Genomic DNA, 20872 nt, shown 5'->3' with positions numbered 1-20872 from the left:
ATAGCTGCATTGCAGAAATTGGCACGGGGGTGCGACAGCAAAGCGCGGCAAAATAGGTCAAATTTTATCCACTGCGAAACGATTGTTTGCTTCCGCAATCCGCTACGCAATGAATGACAAAACAAGCACATATTTAGCGCGAAAATCGCCAGGTTGTCACCTGCTTATACGGCTGATCAGCAGTAACCGTAATCGACCCAAACGCCCGATGGTTTGGTGTATCTGGCCAGGCTTGCGGTTCGATGACCAAACCTTCGTAGCAAGAGTGTCCAGGCCGGGGCGATGTGGCGGCATCGTGAATTTGCATCCCCGCTTCGGTTGTGCCGAGGGCCATTTTTAGACCTGATTGTCCGGTCAGCCATAAAACGTCGCGCAGGCCACATTTCCCACCAGTCAGACAGAAGTTGTGATCAAGATCGGGTGCGCCAATTTGCAGCTGACGTGCCTTGCGGAAATCCATATCTGTCTCTGCGACGCGCGCAATCTCGCCTGTCGGGCAGGTACGATCATCAACCGGCAGATAGTGTTCCGCTGCAATCTGCAGCTGATGTCCTTCCCATAACGATGTTCCATCAAGGTTCCAATAAATGTGGCTGGCAAAGTTCATGCAGGTTGTCGCATTGGTTGTGCCATTGATGGTCATTGTAAATATCGCCGGTGCGCTGACGGCATAGGTTACATGCACATCACGATGACCCGGCAGCCCTGCATCGCCGTCCGCCAGTGTCAGCGCGAGTGTCACGCTATCTGCTGTCTGGGATACGACCTGCCAGACTCTTCGATGAACGCCCTCTGTGCCGGAATGCAGATGAACCTTGCCATTCTCGTTGCGTTCCAGCTCGTACATCATTCCATCAAGCCGCACGCGCGCGTTGCTGATCCGATTGGCGATGGGTCCCACGATTGCGCCGAAATACCCCATTGTGTCTTCGTAGTCTTGCAGCCGATCTGATCCAAGCGCCAACCCGTGTGCGACACCCGCCAACCGCACGTCTTGTACGATGGCACCGAAGGTCAGGATACTCACCCTCAGACCGCCTGCAGATATGGTGATTTTTTCAACGTTCGTACCATTCTGCGTTTTGCCAAAATGCGCCATCAAAGGGGCTCCCAATGCACGCCAGCCGCGGGAATAGATGTGCCGTGCCAATCCTGCGCATGGTTGGCGTAGTTAAAAACGAAACGGTGGGTCGTGGTGTCACGGATGCGCAGGCCGTTTGGCAGTGCCTGCGTTTCCAAACCCAGTTCAACACAGATTTCATTGATGATCCTGTCGAAGGTCGGATCATCAGGCCAACCTGCAAGATAACGCAGGTTTCTGGTTCCCATGATTGCTGGCTGCCCGGCGGTCGTCTTTGCAAATACATCAGCACCGCCTTCAAGATGCTCAAACCAATGCACAAACTGCCCGCCGTCTTGTAGCGCAATGGCGTCATCTGATGGCATGCTTTCGGTCAGGCTGACACTGATATCGGCATTGGGCAGATCTGGACCAAGCGGGGTGGGGATGCTCAATTCATTTGTCTTGGTGTCTGTGCGCGGCCCAATTAGGGCGACACCTTTAAAGGTGGCCAGTGCCTGCCGCAGCGGATCAGAGAGTGTCATGATCCCCGGTGCCATGATCAGTTTGTAAGCTGAAAGATCGCGCGTTTCGGGTGGCAGAATGTCGATGTTCAGACCGGCACGGCGCAAAGCGCAGTAGGCTGCAAAGGCTAATCGAAACATCTCAAAATCGGCACCTTGCGGCTGTGCATCCCAGGCCCACGCGCTTTCGTAGTCGAATACCAAAGCGGCTTGTGCCGGCGCTGTTCCTGCCTTTGCAAGTGTTTCGATTTCATCTGCAACCTGTCGTGCCTCGGCCAATGCAGGGGCAGGCGCGCTGTCGGGGCGCAATAGCCCGGCGTGCATCTGTTCTTGTGCGAAAGGCGCTTGTCGCCAGCGGAAATAGCAGACGGTTTCAGCACCATGGGCAAACGCCTCCCATGCCCACAGCCGGGCCATGCCAGGCAAGGGCGCTGGGTTGTAAGGCGCCCAATTCACCGGTCCGGGCTGTTGTTCCATCACCCACATCCGGCCTTTGCCAACGGCGCGGTACAGGTCGTGATGAAAGGCCTGCATATCGGGGTGACCTTGGCGCAGGAAGGCATGCTTAAAGTCGCGGCTGCCTTCCAGCCTGTCAGATAGAAAGCCAATCGGGTAACTATCCCAAGATGCGATATCAAGGTCTGCCCCGACCTTCCAATGATCGAAACTTGTGATGCGTCCCATATAGTTATGGATCAAAGCTGCGTCGGTGTGTTTGCGCAATTCATCCGCCTGCACCTTGTTGAACGCCACCACCTGATCAGAACTGTAGCGGCGAAAGGCCAATACATGCGGGTGGTTGGGTTCCGTCACGGTCAGGTTTGGCAGATCGATCTGGTCAAAACTGTCGTATTCCATCGACCAGAACACATTGCCCCAAGCCCGGTTGAGAGCATCGGTAGATTGGTATCTTTGCGCCAGCCAGTCCTGAAAACCAGCCCGGGCCGCATCGGAATAGCTGAGTGTTGTGTCGTGACAGTCATATTCATTGTCGATTTGCCATGCCGCAATATGCGGGTTCTGACCATAGCGTTCCCCCATCAGTCGGGCGATGCGTTTGCATTCGTCACGGTAACCCAGATGACTAAAATCATAATGGCGACGTGATCCAAACTTGCGCTGGTGTCCTTCTGCATCGACAGCCAGCATGTCAGGGTGTTTGTCGATCATCCAGCGCTGTGGTGTGGCGGTCGGTGTGCCAAGGATGATCTTGAGGCCGGCGTTCCCCAGCACCGCAATGGCGCGGTCAAGCCAATCCCACGTGAATGCGCCGGGTGCGGGTTCCATCCTGCTCCAACCAAATTCGCCGATCCGCACCCATGTCAGGCCGGTTGCAACCATTTGCGCCGCATCGCTGGTCCATTGATCCTCTGGCCAGTGTTCGGGGTAATAACAGACACCAAGTGTGCGTTTCATGGGCGCGCCCTTTTGCATATTTGAACCAAAGCGAGGGTGGGTCAGAGAATGACCTGATGCTCTGCCTGGCCTTTGTAATGGATTTTGGCACAGAATGTCTTGCCTTGCTCTGGACCGTCCTGTCCGACGGCGGCGCTGGTGCAAAACAGGGTGGAAAAGTCATCGCCGCCAAAAGCAGGACAAGAAGTTTGCTTTGCCGCGAAGCTGAAACTTTCAATAAATATCCCCGCTGGATCGTAGGCTGCAACGCGGCCGACACCCCACTGCGCATTCCATAGGTTGCCTGCTGCATCGACGACCGCGCCATCCGGGCGGAAATCAGTACCCTGCAAGTCAATATGCAAGACAGGATCGCCCACAGGCCACCCCTTTGTATCAAGGGCCACGCGCATGATCTGCTGCGTGGGTGTATCGGTGAAGTAGGCCGTTTTGCCATTAGCACTGAAACAGATCGCATTTGAAATCGTGATCGGCGCAAAAAGCTGTCGCACCTCACCTTTATAGTAGCGATAGATTGCGCCAGCTCCGTCTTCGGCGTCGATCCCCATTGTGCCAATCCAAAATCCGCCCTGCGGGTCGGCGCGCCCATCGTTAGAGCGGGTCGCGTCGTTTTCAGCCTCAAGCGGGACGATCACATGATGTGCGCCGGTTGCGATATCAAAGTGGCGCAACGCGTTACTTGTCGCGAACATCAGCGTTGTTTCTGACGTCCACCCGGCAGCGCTGACATAGTCATCAAACTGCCAATGGTGGCCCTTTGTATGCAGTCGCTTTTCCAGAATATCAAACCAGAACAGCTGCTTGCGCAAAGGATGCCACAATGGCCCTTCCCCCAACTGGCATTGTGTGTCGTCAAAAATCATGATGCGGCAGCGTCGTAGGCAGCGACCATATCGCGTGCACGTGTTGCGACATCCGCGACCGACAGACCCGGCTTGTAAAGTGCAGACCCAATGCCGAAACCATCAGCGGATGCAGCCATCCAACTGGCGAAATTATCCGCACCGGCACCGCCGACCGCATAGACTTGCGTGCCCGACGGCAAGACGGCCCGGATTGCCTTGATACCTTCGGGGCCAAGCAGGCTGGCAGGAAAAACCTTAAGGCCGTCTGCACCGGCCTTGAGGGCCGCGAAACATTCGGTTGGGGTCATCACGCCCGGCCAGCTTTGCATGCCAGCGGTTTTGGTCGCGACGATGACGCGTTGGTCGCAGTTGGGCGACACAATAAGCTTACCACCCGCCTGCGCCACGCGGCCGACGTCGTCAGTGGACAAAACAGTACCTGCACCGATAAGCGCGTCTGCACCATGCGCGTCGGCCATCGCCTTGATGCTGTCAAAGGGATCGGGTGAATTCAGCGGCACTTCGATTTTTGTGATCCCGGCGTCGATCAGGGCAGCAGCCATTGGTGCGGCCTCTTTTGGGGTCACGCCGCGTAGAATGGCGATCAATGGACGGCTCATGCGTTATCCTTTCATGCGCTTGTAGGCGGTTGTCAGCCCGGCAAGTGTGATCGCCTGTGCGTTCACTTGCATGGCAGGTGCGGCCTGCGTGGCAAGTGCTGTGATGTAAAGTTTCGACAACCCGCTGTCGCCGATCACGGCAATTTGCTGGCCCAGCCAATAAGGTTTGGCGGCCGCCAGTTCTGTCCCAATCAGCAGCCCTGACAGTTGCGCGCGGGCCGCGTTACCCGGCATGTCGTTCAAAAGCCCATTTGCACGCAGTGAGAACAGGCGCGCCGCAAGGCGTTCCGGTCGCGATATCCCCATATCAAGGCCTGCGCTAAAAGCTGCATCATCCCAGCCATCGGCCGCGATCGAATGCCGTAGCACGGTTTCATTCGCGATCGTAGCAAAGAGTTCGCCTGTCATGAAAGTCTGAAAGCTGACCACCTCATCAGCGCTGATATGCACCCATTTAGTATGCGTACCAGGCAGACAGATCACCCCGTCCCAGCCAGGGTTGCGTGCCAGAAACCCGCTGATCTGGGTTTCTTCGCCACGCATAACATCTGCCGGATTAGTCTGCTTAATGCCGGGGATCACATATACGGTTAAGTCAGTATGCAGCGTGGGCGCTTCGACAAGTCCGTCCGGCAGGGTGCCACATGGAGTAGCGACATAGGGTGCTTCGATCCACCCTTGGCGGGACCCAACCATGCCGCACGCAATCACTGTCGTTGGTCCGTTGATCCAATCGCCGACGGCTGACAGCAGCGCAGGTTCAAAGCCGTCCTTGGTCAGTTTGCCCATGCCTTGATCAGATGTTGCCTCTGCCAAAACAGTACCGGACGCCGACATCGCCCAAGCGCGCATGTTGCTGGTGCCCCAATCGACGGCGATCCAATCTGCTGTCACGGTGTTTTGTGTCATCCTGTACCCACCACGCCGGCATCAATTGCAATGGTTTGTCCGGTCATCATAGCTGATGCGGACGAGGCTAAAAACAGCGTTCCACCAATCAGGTCTTCGGGCTGCATAAATTCTTGCAAGCACTGTTTTTGTAAAAAGGCCGCTTTCGCCTCGGGTGTGGCCCACATTGTTTCCTGCTTTTCTGTCAGTACCCATCCGGGTGCGATTGCATTGACGCGGATACCCTTGGGCCCCCATTCGCGGGCCAGCGCGCGGGTCATCCCCATGATCCCGGCATTGGCGCTGACATAGGGCGCAAGCCCGGCAGCACCCATCATATAGGTGATCGACGAATAGTTGATGATAGACCCTTTGGGCGCCATCACCTGTGCTGCCTTTTGGCAAGCAAAGAAGTAGGCTTTGAAGTTGATGGCCTGCTGGCTGTCCCAAATCTCTTCGGTGATCTGCATCGCGTCATAGCGCATATCGTTGGCGGCATTGTTGACCAGCGCGTTGAGCGGGCCATGTGCGGCGACCGCTTGATCCATCGCGAATTGCAGCGCATCTATATCGGTGATGTCGCCTTGGATGAAAAGCGGTGCTGCGCGATGTTTGTCCGCCATCTTGGCAACAAAATCAGACGCGTCCGACCGCCCGATAAAGGCCACCTTGGCACCTTGCGCGAGGAACCCTTCGGTCAGTGCGGCCCCGATCCCGTTGCCGCCACCGGTGACAAAAACAGATGTATCTTTGAGGTCATGGAATGTTGCGTTCATAATCGCGTGCCTTCCAGCACCCACATCCGTTCGGGGAAGGACCACGGCAGTGTCACACCATGGCGCATCAGATAAGCCCCCGAAAGTTCAAGGGCATTCTCTTTCAGCGCCGTTGTCCCGCGCGACAAACGGTGCAGTGCATTGCGATTGGTCAGATTGATCCGGTAGGTCGCGGTTGCGTCCAACCCTGTCAAGCGCAAGGGGCGCGGTGCGATCTGCGCGCTGGTTGCGGCCTTGCCTGCGAAAACGACAAAGCGGTCCTTGTCGCGGGCCAGTTGCTGTTCCGCGATGACCGCTGGATCGGCGCTATCAAGGCGCAGAATATCCGCCGTTTGCATCCAATGGCGGTTGTGTTTCCACCAGCTTGTGACTTCGGTCAGCACGGCCGCTTCGGTTTCATCCAGCTCGCGCGGATCCATCTCGAACCCCATATGACGCTGTGCGGCGACCCATGCCCGGAATGAGATATCGAGGGTGCGACCCGAGGTGTGACAGTGGCGCGGGCCAACGTGGCTGCCGGTCACTGACAAAGGCAGGAATAGTGCCGCGTCATGCTGAATACGCAGCCGTTCCAGCGCATCGTTGCTGTCAGAGAGCCAGACCCGCTGGGTGCGTTGCAGGATGCCGAAATCAATGCGACCGCCACCCGAGGCGCAGCTTTCAATTTCCACATGCGGAAACGCGGCGCGCAGGCGGTCGATCAAGGCGTAAGACCCACGGGTCTGGGACGCATCTGGCATTGGCAGCACACGGTTATGGTCCCATTTGATGTAATCGACATGATGGTCGCGCAGGATTGCCGACATCCGTTCGAACAGGAAATCGCGGACTTCCGGCAACGCCATGTTCAGCGCCTTTTGCTGGCGACCCAGCGTTTGATCCTCGGCCCCGAAAACCCAATGCGGATTGGCGCGGTGGATGTCGCTGTCTTCGTTGATCATCTCTGGCTCGAACCAGATGCCAAAGGTCATACCCAGCCCATGCACATGTTCGATCAGGGGGTGCAGGCCATCAGGATACTTGCGCGGATCAACGGTCCAGTCCGACAAGCTGCGTGTGTCATCATCACGGTTGCCGAACCATCCGTCATCCAGCACAAAACGTTCCGCGCCAAGGGCCGCGGCGCGGTCTGCGATGTCTTGCAGCACGGGCAGCTTATGGTCGAAATAGACGGCTTCCCAGCAGTTGTAATGCACAGGACGCGGGGCGTCGGGCTTGGGCCACGTCACGATCCGGTCGCGCAGGTGGCGTTGGAAGGCAACAGCACAGCCGTTCAATCCGGTGTCGGAATAAACGATATAAAGCGGTGCGGTTTTGAACTGCGTCGCCGCTTCCGGCTCCATCCGCGCGGCATGACCCCATTGGATCTGGCGGCGGCCGTCTTGCAGCTCTTCGGCGATCATTTTGTGGCCGCCTGACCAGCCATAGTGAAACGCATAGGCTTCACCTTCAGTATTGGTCGCCCCACGGCAAGGGACGATCAAACCGGGAAAATGTTCATGCCCTGTGCGCCCGGTCCGGTTTTCGCGGTAGCGCATGCCGGGGGCCCAGGCAGTGCGTGACAGTTGAAATTCGCCACACCAGCGGCCAGAGACATCGATCATCTCGTCCGATTGTTGGGGGCCAGGCAGAACGGGGGCGGCAAGCCAATGCAGATGCACTGGGCGCGTCGCGTCCAAGGTCGTTTGGCACGTGATGATGTGTGTTTCGGGGTCGCTGACAAAGCTGACCGTCAGCGTAAGACCGTTGTCTTTATCGGCGTAGGTCAGTTCCAGCGTGCCGTTCTGTTCAACACTCTCAAAGCAAAACTTTGGTAGCAATGGCGTGCCATCACTATCGCGCAGGATCAGCCCGGGCTGACCGGGAAAGCTGCGCGTTGCCTCGGGACAGATCGACAAATCTGGGTTTTCGTCCAGCATCCCGCCGGTCACGTCAATCGCGTGGGCGGCATGCAGCGTATCAAGGTTTTCGTCGTCGGGCAGCAATGCGCCCCAATAAACGACCTCTGGCAGACGGTCGTGGCGGGCCGCCAAAACAAGGGTCTGGCGGCCATCGTCGATACGATAGGTTCTGTTCATGGTCGGTTACTTTACTGCTCCGAGGGTGAGGCCCGCGATAAAGTGTTTCTGCATCAAGAAGAACATGGCCACAGGCGGCAAAGCGGCCACGATGGAACCCGCGCTCATCAGGTGATAGGCGGCGCGGAACTGCGAGTTGAATTCGGTGATCCCGGCGGTGACAGGTTGGGCGTCTGGCCCTTGGGTCAGGACAACGGCCCAGAAATAATCGTTCCAGATGAAGGTAAAGATCAGCACGGCCAAGGCGGCGAGTGCGGGCTTCATCAAGGGCAGGACGACGTAGAGGAAGATTTTCCACTCCGCGATGCCTTCGACCCGAGCGGCCTCAATCAACGGAAAGGGCAGGGCGCGGATGAAGTTACGCATGAAAAGCGTACAAAACCCGGTTTGGAAGGCGATGTGAAACAGCACCAGACCGGTTTTGGTGTCATAAAGGTTCAGATTCACTGTCAGGTCGCGGACAGGCACCATCAAGATCTGAAAGGGGACAAAGTTACCGGCAATGAAGATGAAGAAGATCAGCAAATTGCCTTTGAATTTGTACACACCCAACGCGAACCCAGCCATGCAAGACAGGGCGACAGCGCCGATCACCGTTGGAATGGTGATGAACAACGAATTCCACAGGTAACGCGGCATGTTCGATTCAAAGAACACTTTGCCGTAGTTGTTCAGCGCCTCAAAACTGCTGGGCATGCCCCAATAGTTGCCGTTGACGAAATCGGATTCTGGCTTGATTGAGAAATTGGCCACAGCGATCAGTGGCAGCAGCCAGATGATCAGCATGATGGGCAAAAGCACTTGGTAAGAGATTTGCCATTGGCGCGACGTCTTGGCGAGCGGGGTGGGAAACATCAGCGTGCTCCCTTTTCGTCACGGTACATGGAGTACAGGAAGTAAGTGATGAACCCCAGCATGATAAAGAACAACACGACGGCGATGGCGGCGCCAAAGCCCATGCGGAAGCCGAATTCCGACAGCGATTCCTCAAACATGTAAAACGACAGCACCCGCGTTGATCCAAAGGGGCCACCGTTGGTCATGACGCTGATCAGGTCAAAGGACCGCAGCGCACCGATGATGGTGACGACGAAGGCGATGAACGTCGCGGGCTTGAGTTGCGGCAGGATCACGTACCACAGCATTTTATGTCCCTTGGCACCATCAAGACGGGCGGCTTCGACCTGTTCAGGGTCAACGGCGTTCAGGCCGGTGAGGTACAGGATCATGCAATAGGCGGTTTGCGGCCACAGGCCCGCAGCAATGATGCCGTAGGTGGCCAGTGTGGGATCGCCTAAAACGTTGATAGGGCCTGCGCCAAAGAAGCCGAGGATCGCGTTGAGCAGCCCCTCGCGGGGCAGGTAGAACCAGCTGAAGACAAGGCCAACAACAACCTGGCTGATGACAAAGGGAAAGAAGAACATCGACTTGTAAAATCGGATGCCTGTAACGGTCTGGTTCAGGAAAAGCGCGATGAACAGACCGGCGGGAATGGCCAGCAAATAAAGCACCAACCATCTAAGGTTGTTCCAAAAGGACACTTCGAACTTGCGGTCAATATTGGCGTCACCCCAGCCGAGCAGGCGTTCATAGTTGGAGGTACCAACCCAAGTCTTTTCACCCAGGCCGTCCCATTCATGCAGCGAAATCCAGAACGATTGGCCGATTGGGATGATTACGTAGACTGCAAAAAAGATCATCGCAGGCAGCAGGAACAGCCACGGTGTGATGGCGATTTCGTTGCGTTTATACCAGCCGCGTTGCGGTTGGCTGGCACGGGTGCTTGGAACGGCCGGTGACACCGACATGGCGTTTCTCCTGCTGGGTCAACACATGTGAAAGACCGTGGGCGGGCTTGCAGATGGGTTGTTTGCGGGGTGAACCCCGCCCTAGGTAAGGGCGGGGCGTAGGGCGGGGTTCACCCCGCCGCTAACAGCTTATTGGTAGATACGCTGGCGTGTCTCTTCGAGGCGCTCAAGAATGTCGTCCAGATTATCCGGGAACACCATGAACTCTTGCAGGCCTTCCATGCCGACAGATGCCATTTCCGCATCAAAGTCACGGTCGAAGAACTGCATGATGCCGCCACCCGCGTTGTTCGACAGCATGTCAAAGCCTTGGGCAAGGAACTTGTCATCATCGATAGACGCGTTCGCGTTTACCGGTAGTTGGCCAAGGCCTGCACCTGCGTTAATCTCGGTCTGCACTTCGGCAGATGTCACGAAGCGCAAGAACTCTTTCGCCGCGTCCATGTTCTGTGCACCAGATGCGATGTGGAACGTATCTGTTGGCGCATCTTCTGCGAAATCAACGTCCGGGTTGATGACAGGGAACTGGTAAAAGTCCAACTGATCATCGGTCAGGCCACCGTCGCGCATCGCAGCAACCGCGAAGTTACCCATCAGGTATGATGCCGCTTCGCCGTTGACCATAAAGGGCAGGGCTTCCTGCCAGCTATAGGTCTGGTGATCGTCAATAAACGCACCCATGTCGATCAGTTCACGCCAGTTGGCGAATGTCTGACGCACGCGGTCGTCGGTCCATTCAATTTCACCACGGGCCAGTGCCATATGGAAATCGTAACCGTTGGTGCGCGAGTTGATGTAGTCAAACCAGCCGCCAGCGGTCCACAGGAATTTGGTGCCAATAGTGTAGCATTTGACGCCATTATCCAGCAGTGTTTGGCAGTTCGATTTCTCTTCTTCCCAGTTGGATGGCTCGCTCAGGCCATACTCATCAAAGATGTCTTTGCGATAGTAAACACCCCACTGATAGTACGTGTAGGGCACGCCCCACTGCGCATCATCCAGCGTCATCGCGCCTTTGGTGGATGCCAATGCTTCGAATGCGGGTTCAGCCCACAGATCAGAGATGTCGGCGAACAGACCAGCGTCAACATAAGGCCGCATGCGGTTGGCTGCATACCAGTTTACAACGTCCGGCGGGTTTGCGCCCAATGCATTGCGAATCTGTGTTTTCCACGCTTCGCGGTCAACGATTGTCAGGTTGACCTCAAGACCGGGGTGTAGCGCATCAAAGTCTTCTGCAAGGCCTTCCATCACTGCGCGCGGCGCAGGGTTCGACATGTCAGAGATGATGTTGAGCTCGCCCGACAGATCTTGGGCAGCGGCAGTTGACGCTGTAACGCCAACAGCAACAAACGCCGCAAGCGACGTCTTCAAAATGGAATGCATGGTTTCCTCCCAGTATGCTTCCTCGTAAAAACTAGTTTCATTATTTGAAACTTAGTTTTGGATGTTGATACTAAACCGCGAACCCGCTAGCCTTGTCAACATCTCAAAGCTGCACCGGAGAGGCGACCGGTGTCAAAAGCGGATCTGAGATGAGGGAGGAATGATGGGACGCGTGACCGGTGACGGCACAGTCGGAAAAGCGCTTGAAGTGCTGGATCAGGTGGCGGCTTTCGGGCGGCCAGTGCGATTTAGCGAGTTGCTGGCGAAATCATCTTTCCCAAAGCCGACACTGTACCGGTTTGTCCAGACACTGACCAACCAACAGATGCTGGCCTACGATCCAGAGCGGCAGACCTACAGCCCCGGTGTACGCCTTGTGCGATTGGCCCATGCCGCATGGGAGCAATCAACGTTGGCCCCTGTCGCGCGCCCGCATATTGATGTGCTCAGCAAAGCTGTGGGTGAAACCGTCCATCTTGCGCAATTGGATCACGCGCAGGTTCTGTACATCGACAAACGCAACGCAGGTCAGCCGGTTGAGATGTACAGCCAAGCAGGCAAAGTCGGGCCAGCCTATTGCACCGGTGTTGGCAAGGTGATGCTGGCATTTCTGGATAAAGAAACTGCTGATACGGTGATCGAGCAGCAGTCCTTTCATGTCTTTACGGCACATACCCTTGATAGCGCTGATGTATTGCGGGCGGAATTGGAAGATATTCGTCAGAATGGCTATGGCTTTGATCGTGAAGAACATGAACCGGGCATTATCTGTGTCGCGATGCCAATCCTGACGGATACAGGCCGCGTGCTTGGTGCTTTGTCTGTCACCAGTACGACCGCGCGCACCAATCTGGCGGGGCTAGAGGCATTCGTGCCGATCCTGAAAGACACAGCCGCAAAGATCACACGGGATGCCCAGAACTGGAGCTTTCCCGATTACAGCACAAAAGAAACAACGGGGATTTAAGCCATGTCAGGTGTTACGCTGAACAAGGTCATCAAGCGCTACGGCGATGTGCAAGTCATTCACGGCGTTGATCTAGAGATCGAAGACGGCGAATTCTGCGTTTTTGTCGGACCATCAGGGTGTGGCAAATCCACGTTGTTGCGTATGGTCGCGGGCCTTGAAGAAACGACCGAAGGGTCGATGCATATCGGTGATCGTGACGTCACCCGCATGGACCCGTCAGAACGCGGCGTGGCGATGGTGTTCCAGACTTACGCGCTTTATCCGCATATGACGGTGAAGGATAATATGGGGTTCGGCCTGAAAATGAACGGCCACCCCAAGCCCGAGATCGAGGAAAAGGTCGCCGAGGCGACCCGTATTCTGAAACTTGAACCCTATCTGGACCGCAAACCTGCTGCCCTGTCAGGCGGTCAACGTCAGCGCGTGTCCATTGGTCGTGCGATTGTGCGCGGGCCGGAAGTTTTTCTGTTCGACGAACCCCTGTCAAACCTTGATGCTGAGTTACGGGTAGAGATGCGGGTTGAGATCGCGCGCCTGCACAAGGAAATTGGCGCAACCATGATCTATGTGACCCACGATCAGGTTGAGGCGATGACCTTGGCCGATAAGATCGTGGTGCTACGCCTTGGTGTGATTGAACAAGTCGGCGCGCCCATGGACCTTTACCGTGATCCAGATAACAAATTCGTTGCGGGCTTCATCGGTTCGCCCGCGATGAACTTTGTCGCTGGCACTGCCAAAGGTGGGGCGGTCGTCGCCCCCGGTCTGGCCGCCTCTTATGAAGGGATGATCAGCGCTGCGTATGAGGGCAAAGCCCTGAGCGTTGGTGCGCGACCAGAGCATATCACGATTAACCCGGCAGGTGACACCCACACGGTCGAGATGATCGAGAGCCTTGGCGGTGTGTCATTCGCCTACCTGACCAGCGACACCGGCGAACGGATTGTCGTTGAAGAACGCGGCGACGAACGGACGCCGGCAGGCGCCAAAGTCGGTATCAAGATTGAGGCGAGCCGGATCTTTCTGTTTGATGCAGAAACAGAGATGCGTATCCGGACCTGAGCTAAACCAAAGCATCAAACAAAGGCCCGCAGTTTTGCGGGCCTTTATTTGTTCAGCGTTTCCCGTAGTAGAGGCCAACCACATGTTCGGCTTGCGCAAAGAAGAGCCAGCGCAATGCCAGCACACCAGCAACGTGGCTCAGCAAGGCTGGGATCGCCAATGCATGCGACAGCGAAGACACCTCAATCGCGATCAGCAGGATCACGGGCAAAACGAAAGCCAACCCGATTGTGATGATCCGCAACTGATCCGCATGTTTGCGGCCCACCTGGTGGATAAATTCACGCATCAGATAGTTGGTGCCTGTATGCGGCGGCTCAAACGCGCGGACCTTACCGATGTGCCCAAGGCCAGTCGCGGTTTCCATATTGGTGCCAGAGGCCTTGAACCGGGTGTCACCCGAGGCCCAAGAAAAGACTTGCAGTGCCGCACCAACGATCAGCAGAACTGTCGCAATCCACACTTGCCCTGACAGCAACGCGCCGCCACCAATGGACAACAAAAGGTACATCGCAGGCGTCGTCCAATGCCGCCAACGGGGTACGGTCTTCATCTGCGCATAAATCATGGATGTCGTGAACACGACGCCAAGCGATGCAATGCCACCGATGATCCCGATTAAAGGGATACGCGCCTCAGCAAAAACAAGGCCAGCGCCATAAAGCGCCATCGTGATCAGCGCGAAGACGGCGCAGATACCTTCACGGCTAAGCCAACTGGTTTTCCATTGGCTGAACGCTTTGATCGCGCGTTCTGGATGGCCAAGGTGAAAGGTCGATGCAATCAGGCCGCCGACCGCCAAAATATAGGCGATGGTGAACCAGATGAAAGCGCCCATGCCTGTGGGCACAAGCGCACCCATGCCAAGCCAGAACAGCAGGCCAAAGCCAAGGCCAGAGAAGGTGTTGAAGATGATAACTGAACTTGCGGGATGCATTATTTCGCACCTCCGGGCAGAGAGGACAGCGCTTTGTCGAGCCATCCGACGAAGCCTTTGCCGTCGCTGGCGATCGGCTCAAGATAAGGGGCCAGCACATCGAATTCCGGCATTTCGTCCTTGGGGCGCGGCGGCAGGTATTTATTGACCGGTCTGGTGCCTTGTTCCGGCATCAGATCAAACCCGCCGCGATCGGCCACTAGCTTCGACACATCGCTGTCTACGTCACCCAGATCACCAAAGTGGCGCGCACCAGCAGGGCAGGTCCGCACGCAAGCTGGCTGGCGGTCTTCTTCCGGCAGGTTTTCGTTATAGATGCGGTCCACGCAAAGGGTGCATTTCTTCATGACCCCTTCTTTGGCGTCCAATTCACGCGCGCCGTACGGGCAGGCCCATGCGCAAAGCCCGCAACCGATGCAGTCACTTTCATTGACCAAGACGATGCCGTCTTCGGCGCGCTTATAGCTGGCCCCGGTTGGGCAAACGGTGACGCAAGGTGCGTCTTCGCAGTGCAGGCAGGATTTGGGGAAGTGGATCAGCTGTGCTTCGCCTTGATCGGGTTGCACCTCGTAGGAATGCACACGGTTCAGGAATGTACCTGACGGGTTGGCGCCATATGCGTCTTGGTCGGACAGCGGTGCACCATAGTTTTCCGTGTTCCAGCCTTTGCACGATACCACGCAGGCATGGCAGCCGACACAGGTATCGAGGTCAATGACGAGGCCCAGCTTTTTGGCGGATGGTGGTGGCAGTTGGGTCATACTGTGGCCCCTTCGATAAGTGCAGGCGCATAGCCGATAAGTTGTTCTTTGTCAGCGTCCCATGTGGCGATGAACCAGATGAAACTGCCGAGCGTCAGGATGACGAAGGCGGCAATCAGCATTAGAACTTGGCGGTTGGTCATTTGCCTACCTTCCATTCCAACGCGCTGGGGCCCTTAGGCACCGGCGACTTAATCGCAGGCATGACCGGTTGCGCCTCGTTTGGTACGTCAGACTTTTCGATCTTTACGCGCAGATCAAACCATGCCGCCTGACCTGTGACCGGGTCAGAGTTCGCCCAACGCAGACCATCACCCTTGGGCGGTAACAGTTCGTGGATCAGGTGGTTCAGCAGGAAACCCTTTGTCGCCTCTGGCGCGTCTTCATCCAAGGCCCATGCGCCTTTGCGCTTGCCAATCGCGTTCCATGTCCAGACCGTATTGGCGTTCAGGGACGCTTGGTGCGCAACAGGCACCACGATGGACCCGTGGGTGGAACTGACTTTGGCCCAATCCCCGTCTTCAAATCCGTTCGCTTCCCAGATTTTGGTCGGCACATAAAGCGGGTTATGCCCGTGGATTTGCCGCAGCCACGCGTTTTGCGTACCCCATGAATGGTACATCGCCATAGGACGCTGGGTCAGCGCATGCACCGGGTATTCGTCCAGATCGACTTGGTCGTCTTCCAACGGTCCGTACCAGATGGGCAGCGGGTCCATCGTCAGCTTCAGCCGCTCGCGCAGGTGTTCGGGCGGTTGCCGTTCACCGATGCCTTCAGCGGCCGCTTGGAATTTACGCAACGGTTCAACATAAAGCTGGAAGATGTAGGGCTGGACGGCATCGTAGAAGCCCATTTTCACCGCCCAGTTCTGATAATCCATGCTGAACGGTTTGTAGAAGGCCGCGTTTTCGGGGACGTGTTCCAACCAGAAACCACCATTGTCGATGTAGTCTTGGATTTGGTTCGGGTTCACGTCACCACGGCCACCTTGCGGGCCGTCTTCGCCTTTGCGGAAACCGGCCAGCGGGCCAACGCCGGGGCGGCGGATGTGGTTGGTGATATAGTCTGCGTAGTCTTGGTATTTCTGGCTGCCGTCCTCGTTCACGAAACCCGGCATGCCAAGGCGCGCGCCCAGATCGCACAGCACTGATTGAAAGCCGCGCACATCACGGTCAGGTTCGACCACAGGCCAGCGGATCGCGTCGGCCACGCCGTCTGCTTCGCAAATCGGGCGGTCGAGCAGTGAGATACAGTCGTGCCGTTCCAGATAAGTTGTGTCGGGCAGGATAAGGTCGGCATAGGCCACCATTTCGGATGAATAGGCATCGGAGTAGATGATATTCGGGATCACATAGTTCCCGTCCTCATCTTTGTCGGTCAGCATTTTATGCACACCGCCAACATTCATAGATGAATTCCACGACATATTTGCCATATACATAAATAGCGTGTCGATCTTATAGGGTACGCCCGCGTGTGCATTGGAAATCACCATATGCATCAACCCGTGGGCGGACATCGGGTTTTCCCATGAATAGGCCTTGTCGATGCGCTTTGGTGTGCCGTCATCCTCTAGCAACAAGTCTTCTGGGCCGTGGGTGTAGCCAAGATGCGGACCATCAAGGGCAGCGCCCGGCGTGACCTTGCCATGCGGTTTAGGGTGCGCTGTCGCGGGTTTGGGGTAGGGCGGTTTGAAACGCATGCCACCGGGAACTTCGACGGAACCGAGGATGATTTGCAGGATATGCAGCGCGCGACAGGTCTGGAACCCGTTGGAGTGGGCCGAGATGCCGCGCATGGCGTGAAAGCTGACCGGGCGCCCGACCATTTTATCATGCTTCTTGCCGCGGAAGTCGGTCCATGGGCGGTCCAGTTCAATGGCTTCGTCAAACGCAACACGGGCAAGGTCAGCGGCCAGTGCGCGGATGCGTTGGGCGGGAATGCCGCAACGCTCTGCCACGGCTTCTGGGGCGTATTCATCCGACAGGTAGCGATCCGCCATTTGGTGGAAAACGGGGCGGTGTGTGATGCCTTTGGCGCGGTAGGTGGCCGCAAGATCAGGTTCAACGTCTTGGCCGTTCCATGGCGCAAGCTGACCGGTGTTGCGGTCGATGACCTGGGGTTGCCCATCATCATCGCGCAGGAACAGGCCGAATTGGTCGGACTTGGGGTCTTCGTTCACCAAGACAGAGGCGTTGGTAAAGCGCGCAAGGTAATCCAGATCAACCTTGCCGGCCTTCATCAGGCAATGCACCATCGCAAGAATAAACAGGCCATCGGTGCCGGGTGTAATACCTACCCAATCATCGGCCACAGCGTTATAGCCTGTGCGGATCGGGTTGACGCCAATCATGCGTGCGCCGCGTTCTTTGATCTTGCCGATACCCATTTTGATGGGGTTGCTGTCGTGGTCTTCAGCGACGCCGAATAGCATGAACAGTTTTGTGCGTTCCCAATCCGGTTGGCCAAACTCCCAGAACGCGCCGCCCATCGTATAGATGCCAGCGGCAGCCATGTTCACAGAACAAAACCCCCCATGGGCGGCAAAGTTGGGTGTGCCGAATCCTTGCGCCCAGAACCCGGTGAAAGACTGCGATTGGTCGCGGCCCGTAAAGAATGCCAGCTTCTCAGGATGCTTTTCGCGGATTGGCCCCAGCAAATCCGTCGCCATGGTCAGCGCTTCTTCCCATGAAATCTCTTCAAACTCGCCCGATCCACGCGGGCCCACACGCTTGAGCGGGGCGCGTAGCCGCGATGGCGCGTTGTGCTGCATGATGCCCGCGCTGCCCTTGGCGCAAAGCACACCTTGGTTAACCGGATGGTCCTTGTTGCCTTCGATATAGGCGACCTTGCCGTCTTTCATATGCACGTTGATCCCGCAGCGGCAGGCACACATGTAACAGGTCGTCTTGCGCACCTCGTCCGAGACGTCGGGCGATGTATCCAGTTGGGGCTGATCAAGTGACATCTGAGAACCTTTCAAACGAGTTGGGTGCGGACAAGGGCGGTGCCTGCCAATGCGCAAAGCAAGGACAGGCATACAGGGCGATAGTAGGGGGCAAACCGCGGGTTGAATAGCTTTTGCCCGATGATCACGCCGATCGTTGTGGGTATGGCAAGGCTAAGGCCGCGCGCGGTGGCGGTGCTGTTCATGACGCCAAACCAAAGCAGGGTGATGACGGTTGTCAGCGAACTAATGAACAAGAACAATACCAAGGCCGCGCGCATTTTGGCGGCGGGTGCCTGTTGCGACAGTACATAGACCGCAATCACCATGCCGCCAACACTTGCCAATCCTGTCGCAATCCCTGCAGCAAAGCCGGACCCGTAAAGGCCGGGTTTCGTTGCAAGGAATTGCAAACGGATTTTGGCAAGTTGGGTGATGGCCAGACCGATGATCAGCAACAGGACGATCACTTTGCTGGTTTCCACAGGAAGAGAGGTAGTGAGCAGCAGGCCAAACGGCACCCCCAGCGTCGATCCGATCACAAGACCAAGCACGACACCGCGATCTGCCTCTTGCCAGCCGCCCTTTGCCATCAAAACCGAGGCTGTCATTTCCAGCCACCAGCAGATCGGGATCAGTTGGACCGGGGGCAAGATGATGACAGCGCTGGCCATGACGATGGCTGACAACGCAAAGCCGGAAAACCCGCGCACGACGCCTGCAACGATCACGATGACGGTCAGGATCAGGAATTCCCGTGCGGTCAGATCAACAGCGCTGAGCAGGCTTTCAAACATTCAGCGCCCTTCTGCGATCAGCGCAAGCGCATCGCGCGCGATTTGCTTTTCTTCATCGGCGGCGATGACGTGCACAGACACATCCCCAAAACAGGCAAGTTTTTCCATGATCCTGTCACGAATAGGTGCTGCGTTTTCACCTATTCCACCAGTAAAGGCCACGGCATCCAGCCCACCCATCGCAATAACCGCCGAGCCTGCATGGCGTGCGGCCCAATAGCAGAAATGCTCTACCGCGAATTTGGCGGTATCATCATCACGCTCAAGCAGCGTCTTCATGTTATTGTCACCAGCCAGCGCTTGCAGACCAGCGTTTTTATTCAGCATCCGGTCGGTTTCGTCCTCGCCTAGCGACTTGGACATACGCAGCACGGCTGCCCCGTCGATATCACCGGAACGCGTGCCCATGGTCAGGCCGGACAGGGGGGAATAGCCCATTGAGGTCGCGATGGACTGGCCGTTGCGAATGGCGCAAAGGCTGGCACCGTTGCCCAGATGGAAGGCCAACAGGTGTTCGGGCAAGGCATCGCCGAAATCGGCGACCATGTTGGCGTAGGACAATCCGTGGAAACCATAGCGCCGGATGCCCGCATCATGGTGCGTTTGGGGAATGGCGTAGCGGGTTGCGACCTCTGGGTTTGTTGCGTGAAAGGCGGTGCCAAAGCTGCAGTATTGCGGCAAATCGGGTGCCATCTTTTGCAGCGCATAGATACCGGCAAGGTTGTTTGGGTTGTGCAGCGGGGCCAGTGGGATCACGCTTTCGATGGTCGCAATGACGGGCGGGCGCAGCCGCGCGGGCTGCGTCATGACCGCCCCACCATGCACGATACGGTGTGCTGCGGCGGTAAAGGCTGTCAGCGGATAGCCAGCGTCGGCCAAGGCCGCCAGCATCAGTTCAAGTGCATGGGCGTGGTCGCGGGTTTCAACCGGTGTTTTGGTGTCACCGAGTTTCAGCTCGCCTGTCGTGCCAAGGTTCGTCACGCGGCCCGAAACGACAGAGCCTAAGCCCTGATCAAACACCTCGATTTTCAACGAGGAAGAGCCTGCGTTCAGAACAAGGATCACTTGAGCAACCCGCAACTGATGGCAGCCAAGGCTGCGGATGCAATACGCGCGGCCGGTGGGTCTGCGCGGGATGTGAGCAGGATTGGAACCTTCGCACCAGTAACAACACCGGCAGCGCAACCACCTGTGAGATACACAAAGGCTTTGAACAGCGCATTACCGGATACGATGTCAGGCACGATAATGGCGTCGGCATGTCCCGCGACAGGGTCATCTGTCAGCTTCTTGGTCGCGACAGCCTGCGGTGAAATGATCAAGTCCAATGCCAGCGGGCCAGAGACAGAAATTCCTTCAACGTTGTCCTGCGCCCAATTGGCAAGCTCTTTCCCATCCATCGAAGACGGCACTGACGGAATGGCGCTTTCGGTCGCCGAAAGGATCGCGATCTTCGGGTGGTCATTGCCAAGCTTGTTCAGCAGCTTTTTGACCTCAACAATCGACGACTGCCGCGTAGTCAGATCAGGGGCCACGTTGACCGCTGCATCAGAGATCAGGATGGGTTTGCCACCGTCAGGGTGTGAGATGTGGAAGATATGGACAAAACGTGCACCCGTGCGCAGACCTGCATCGCGGCTGACGGCGGATTTCATGAACACATCGGTGTGCAACTGGCCCTTCATCAGGACATCGGCTTCGCCCGCGCCACATAGAGCAGCAGCGGTGCGCCCGGCCTCTTCCTCGCCCGTTGTGTCATGCAGCGCGTAGCCGGAAATATCCCAATCCAGCTTGGCTGCCTCGGCACGGATCATATCCGCTTCGCCCACAAAGACAGGCACCATGATCCCTGCCTTGGTTGCGTCCTCTGCCGCTTGCATCGGCAAGGGCGATCCAGCGCGCGCGATGGCAACGCGGGGCGCGCCAAAGGTTTGTGCGCGGGCGATCAGGTCAGCGGGCGCCACGGCCTGGTGGGTGGAAAGAAACGGAGACGTCAT

At 56.9% G+C, this 20872-nt stretch carries 19 protein-coding genes; 2 read left to right on the top strand and 17 right to left on the bottom strand.

Features of this window, described 5'->3' with window-relative positions:
• Window positions 1–133: 133 nt before the first annotated feature.
• From RCCS2_RS01540 to RCCS2_RS01495, 10 genes are all read right to left on the bottom strand, one after another.
• Window positions 134–1099 carry an aldose epimerase family protein gene (locus RCCS2_RS01540; RefSeq protein WP_008230776.1) on the bottom strand — a complete coding sequence of 322 codons (966 nt, stop codon included), beginning with the start codon at window positions 1097–1099 and terminating at the stop codon, window positions 134–136.
• On the bottom strand, window positions 1099–3000 hold the full coding sequence (locus tag RCCS2_RS01535) for a beta-galactosidase (protein ID WP_037293021.1): 1902 nt from the start codon (window positions 2998–3000) through the stop codon (window positions 1099–1101). The genes RCCS2_RS01540 and RCCS2_RS01535 overlap by 1 nt, the downstream gene beginning before the upstream one ends.
• 41 nt (window positions 3001–3041) lie before the next feature.
• Window positions 3042–3863: an SMP-30/gluconolactonase/LRE family protein gene (locus RCCS2_RS01530; protein WP_008230774.1), complete on the bottom strand. Its 822-nt coding sequence runs from the start codon at window positions 3861–3863 to the stop codon at window positions 3042–3044.
• Window positions 3860–4465: a 2-dehydro-3-deoxy-6-phosphogalactonate aldolase gene (locus tag RCCS2_RS01525; protein WP_008230773.1), complete on the bottom strand. Its 606-nt coding sequence runs from the start codon at window positions 4463–4465 to the stop codon at window positions 3860–3862. The genes RCCS2_RS01530 and RCCS2_RS01525 overlap by 4 nt, the downstream gene beginning before the upstream one ends.
• A gap of 3 nt (window positions 4466–4468) precedes the next feature.
• Window positions 4469–5374 carry a 2-dehydro-3-deoxygalactonokinase gene (locus tag RCCS2_RS01520; RefSeq protein ID WP_008230772.1) on the bottom strand — a complete coding sequence of 302 codons (906 nt, stop codon included), beginning with the start codon at window positions 5372–5374 and terminating at the stop codon, window positions 4469–4471.
• Window positions 5371–6129, bottom strand: coding sequence for an SDR family NAD(P)-dependent oxidoreductase (locus RCCS2_RS01515; RefSeq protein ID WP_008230771.1), 759 nt, complete (start codon window positions 6127–6129; stop codon window positions 5371–5373). The genes RCCS2_RS01520 and RCCS2_RS01515 overlap by 4 nt, the downstream gene beginning before the upstream one ends.
• A complete protein-coding gene (locus RCCS2_RS01510; protein ID WP_008230769.1) occupies window positions 6126–8207 on the bottom strand; it encodes an alpha-galactosidase in 2082 nt (693 codons plus the stop codon). The genes RCCS2_RS01515 and RCCS2_RS01510 overlap by 4 nt, the downstream gene beginning before the upstream one ends.
• A 6-nt stretch (window positions 8208–8213) precedes the next feature.
• The gene (locus tag RCCS2_RS01505; RefSeq protein ID WP_008230768.1) at window positions 8214–9062 is read right to left on the bottom strand and encodes a carbohydrate ABC transporter permease; all 849 of its coding nucleotides are present in this window, start codon (window positions 9060–9062) and stop codon (window positions 8214–8216) included.
• Window positions 9062–10015: a carbohydrate ABC transporter permease gene (locus tag RCCS2_RS01500; RefSeq protein WP_008230767.1), complete on the bottom strand. Its 954-nt coding sequence runs from the start codon at window positions 10013–10015 to the stop codon at window positions 9062–9064. The genes RCCS2_RS01505 and RCCS2_RS01500 overlap by 1 nt, the downstream gene beginning before the upstream one ends.
• Window positions 10016–10144: 129 nt before the next feature.
• Complete coding sequence (locus tag RCCS2_RS01495) at window positions 10145–11401, bottom strand: ABC transporter substrate-binding protein (RefSeq protein WP_008230766.1); 1257 nt, start codon at window positions 11399–11401, stop codon at window positions 10145–10147.
• Between the two features lie 160 nt (window positions 11402–11561).
• Here RCCS2_RS01495 and RCCS2_RS01490 point away from each other — a divergent pair, with 160 nt between their 5' ends.
• Complete coding sequence (locus tag RCCS2_RS01490; protein ID WP_008230765.1) at window positions 11562–12368, top strand: IclR family transcriptional regulator; 807 nt, start codon at window positions 11562–11564, stop codon at window positions 12366–12368.
• A gap of 3 nt (window positions 12369–12371) precedes the next feature.
• Window positions 12372–13433: an ABC transporter ATP-binding protein gene (locus tag RCCS2_RS01485; protein ID WP_008230764.1), complete on the top strand. Its 1062-nt coding sequence runs from the start codon at window positions 12372–12374 to the stop codon at window positions 13431–13433.
• Between the two features lie 52 nt (window positions 13434–13485).
• Here RCCS2_RS01485 and RCCS2_RS01480 read toward each other — a convergent pair whose 3' ends face one another.
• The 7 genes from RCCS2_RS01480 to RCCS2_RS01455 are packed head-to-tail and all read right to left on the bottom strand — an operon-like array spanning window position 13486 to window position 20872.
• Window positions 13486–14370 (bottom strand): dimethyl sulfoxide reductase anchor subunit family protein, encoded by an 885-nt coding sequence (locus RCCS2_RS01480; RefSeq protein ID WP_008230763.1) that lies wholly within the window; start codon window positions 14368–14370, stop codon window positions 13486–13488.
• Window positions 14370–15131, bottom strand: coding sequence for a 4Fe-4S dicluster domain-containing protein (locus RCCS2_RS01475; RefSeq protein ID WP_008230757.1), 762 nt, complete (start codon window positions 15129–15131; stop codon window positions 14370–14372). Before RCCS2_RS01475 ends, RCCS2_RS01480 begins: the two co-directional genes overlap by 1 nt.
• Window positions 15128–15274 carry a hypothetical protein gene (locus RCCS2_RS18495; protein ID WP_008230756.1) on the bottom strand — a complete coding sequence of 49 codons (147 nt, stop codon included), beginning with the start codon at window positions 15272–15274 and terminating at the stop codon, window positions 15128–15130. The genes RCCS2_RS01475 and RCCS2_RS18495 overlap by 4 nt, the downstream gene beginning before the upstream one ends.
• Window positions 15271–18099, bottom strand: coding sequence for a molybdopterin oxidoreductase family protein (locus RCCS2_RS01470; RefSeq protein WP_008230754.1), 2829 nt, complete (start codon window positions 18097–18099; stop codon window positions 15271–15273). Before RCCS2_RS01470 ends, RCCS2_RS18495 begins: the two co-directional genes overlap by 4 nt.
• Before the next feature lie 11 nt (window positions 18100–18110).
• Window positions 18111–18875 (bottom strand): sulfite exporter TauE/SafE family protein, encoded by a 765-nt coding sequence (locus tag RCCS2_RS01465; RefSeq protein ID WP_008230753.1) that lies wholly within the window; start codon window positions 18873–18875, stop codon window positions 18111–18113.
• On the bottom strand, window positions 18876–19940 hold the full coding sequence (locus RCCS2_RS01460; RefSeq protein WP_008230752.1) for an acetate/propionate family kinase: 1065 nt from the start codon (window positions 19938–19940) through the stop codon (window positions 18876–18878).
• The gene (locus RCCS2_RS01455) at window positions 19937–20872 is read right to left on the bottom strand and encodes a phosphate acyltransferase (RefSeq protein WP_008230751.1); all 936 of its coding nucleotides are present in this window, start codon (window positions 20870–20872) and stop codon (window positions 19937–19939) included. Before RCCS2_RS01455 ends, RCCS2_RS01460 begins: the two co-directional genes overlap by 4 nt.

This window comes from Roseobacter sp. CCS2, assembly GCF_000169435.1.
In the GTDB taxonomy this organism is placed as follows: Bacteria; Pseudomonadota; Alphaproteobacteria; order Rhodobacterales; family Rhodobacteraceae; genus Yoonia.
The sequence above is the reverse complement of the archived record's forward strand: the minus strand, read 5'-3'. Positions and strand labels throughout refer to the sequence as shown.

What these genes read in the sequence shown, in the direction of transcription:
- RCCS2_RS01495 (WP_008230766.1), bottom strand. Translation starts at nt 11,401, where the DNA reads ATGCATTCCATTTTGAAGACGTCGCTTGCGGCGTTTGTTGCTGTTGGC.
- RCCS2_RS01465 (WP_008230753.1), bottom strand. Translation starts at nt 18,875, where the DNA reads ATGTTTGAAAGCCTGCTCAGCGCTGTTGATCTGACCGCACGGGAATTC.
- RCCS2_RS01500 (WP_008230767.1), bottom strand. Translation starts at nt 10,015, where the DNA reads ATGTCGGTGTCACCGGCCGTTCCAAGCACCCGTGCCAGCCAACCGCAA.
- RCCS2_RS01505 (WP_008230768.1), bottom strand. Translation starts at nt 9,062, where the DNA reads ATGTTTCCCACCCCGCTCGCCAAGACGTCGCGCCAATGGCAAATCTCT.
- RCCS2_RS01510 (WP_008230769.1), bottom strand. Translation starts at nt 8,207, where the DNA reads ATGAACAGAACCTATCGTATCGACGATGGCCGCCAGACCCTTGTTTTG.
- RCCS2_RS01455 (WP_008230751.1), bottom strand. Translation starts at nt 20,872, where the DNA reads ATGACGTCTCCGTTTCTTTCCACCCACCAGGCCGTGGCGCCCGCTGAC.
- RCCS2_RS01535 (WP_037293021.1), bottom strand. Translation starts at nt 3,000, where the DNA reads ATGAAACGCACACTTGGTGTCTGTTATTACCCCGAACACTGGCCAGAG.
- RCCS2_RS01540 (WP_008230776.1), bottom strand. Translation starts at nt 1,099, where the DNA reads ATGGCGCATTTTGGCAAAACGCAGAATGGTACGAACGTTGAAAAAATC.
- RCCS2_RS01515 (WP_008230771.1), bottom strand. Translation starts at nt 6,129, where the DNA reads ATGAACGCAACATTCCATGACCTCAAAGATACATCTGTTTTTGTCACC.
- RCCS2_RS01520 (WP_008230772.1), bottom strand. Translation starts at nt 5,374, where the DNA reads ATGACACAAAACACCGTGACAGCAGATTGGATCGCCGTCGATTGGGGC.
- RCCS2_RS01490 (WP_008230765.1), top strand. Translation starts at nt 11,562, where the DNA reads ATGATGGGACGCGTGACCGGTGACGGCACAGTCGGAAAAGCGCTTGAA.
- RCCS2_RS01530 (WP_008230774.1), bottom strand. Translation starts at nt 3,863, where the DNA reads ATGATTTTTGACGACACACAATGCCAGTTGGGGGAAGGGCCATTGTGG.
- RCCS2_RS01475 (WP_008230757.1), bottom strand. Translation starts at nt 15,131, where the DNA reads ATGACCCAACTGCCACCACCATCCGCCAAAAAGCTGGGCCTCGTCATT.
- RCCS2_RS01525 (WP_008230773.1), bottom strand. Translation starts at nt 4,465, where the DNA reads ATGAGCCGTCCATTGATCGCCATTCTACGCGGCGTGACCCCAAAAGAG.
- RCCS2_RS01480 (WP_008230763.1), bottom strand. Translation starts at nt 14,370, where the DNA reads ATGCATCCCGCAAGTTCAGTTATCATCTTCAACACCTTCTCTGGCCTT.
- RCCS2_RS18495 (WP_008230756.1), bottom strand. Translation starts at nt 15,274, where the DNA reads ATGACCAACCGCCAAGTTCTAATGCTGATTGCCGCCTTCGTCATCCTG.
- RCCS2_RS01485 (WP_008230764.1), top strand. Translation starts at nt 12,372, where the DNA reads ATGTCAGGTGTTACGCTGAACAAGGTCATCAAGCGCTACGGCGATGTG.
- RCCS2_RS01470 (WP_008230754.1), bottom strand. Translation starts at nt 18,099, where the DNA reads ATGTCACTTGATCAGCCCCAACTGGATACATCGCCCGACGTCTCGGAC.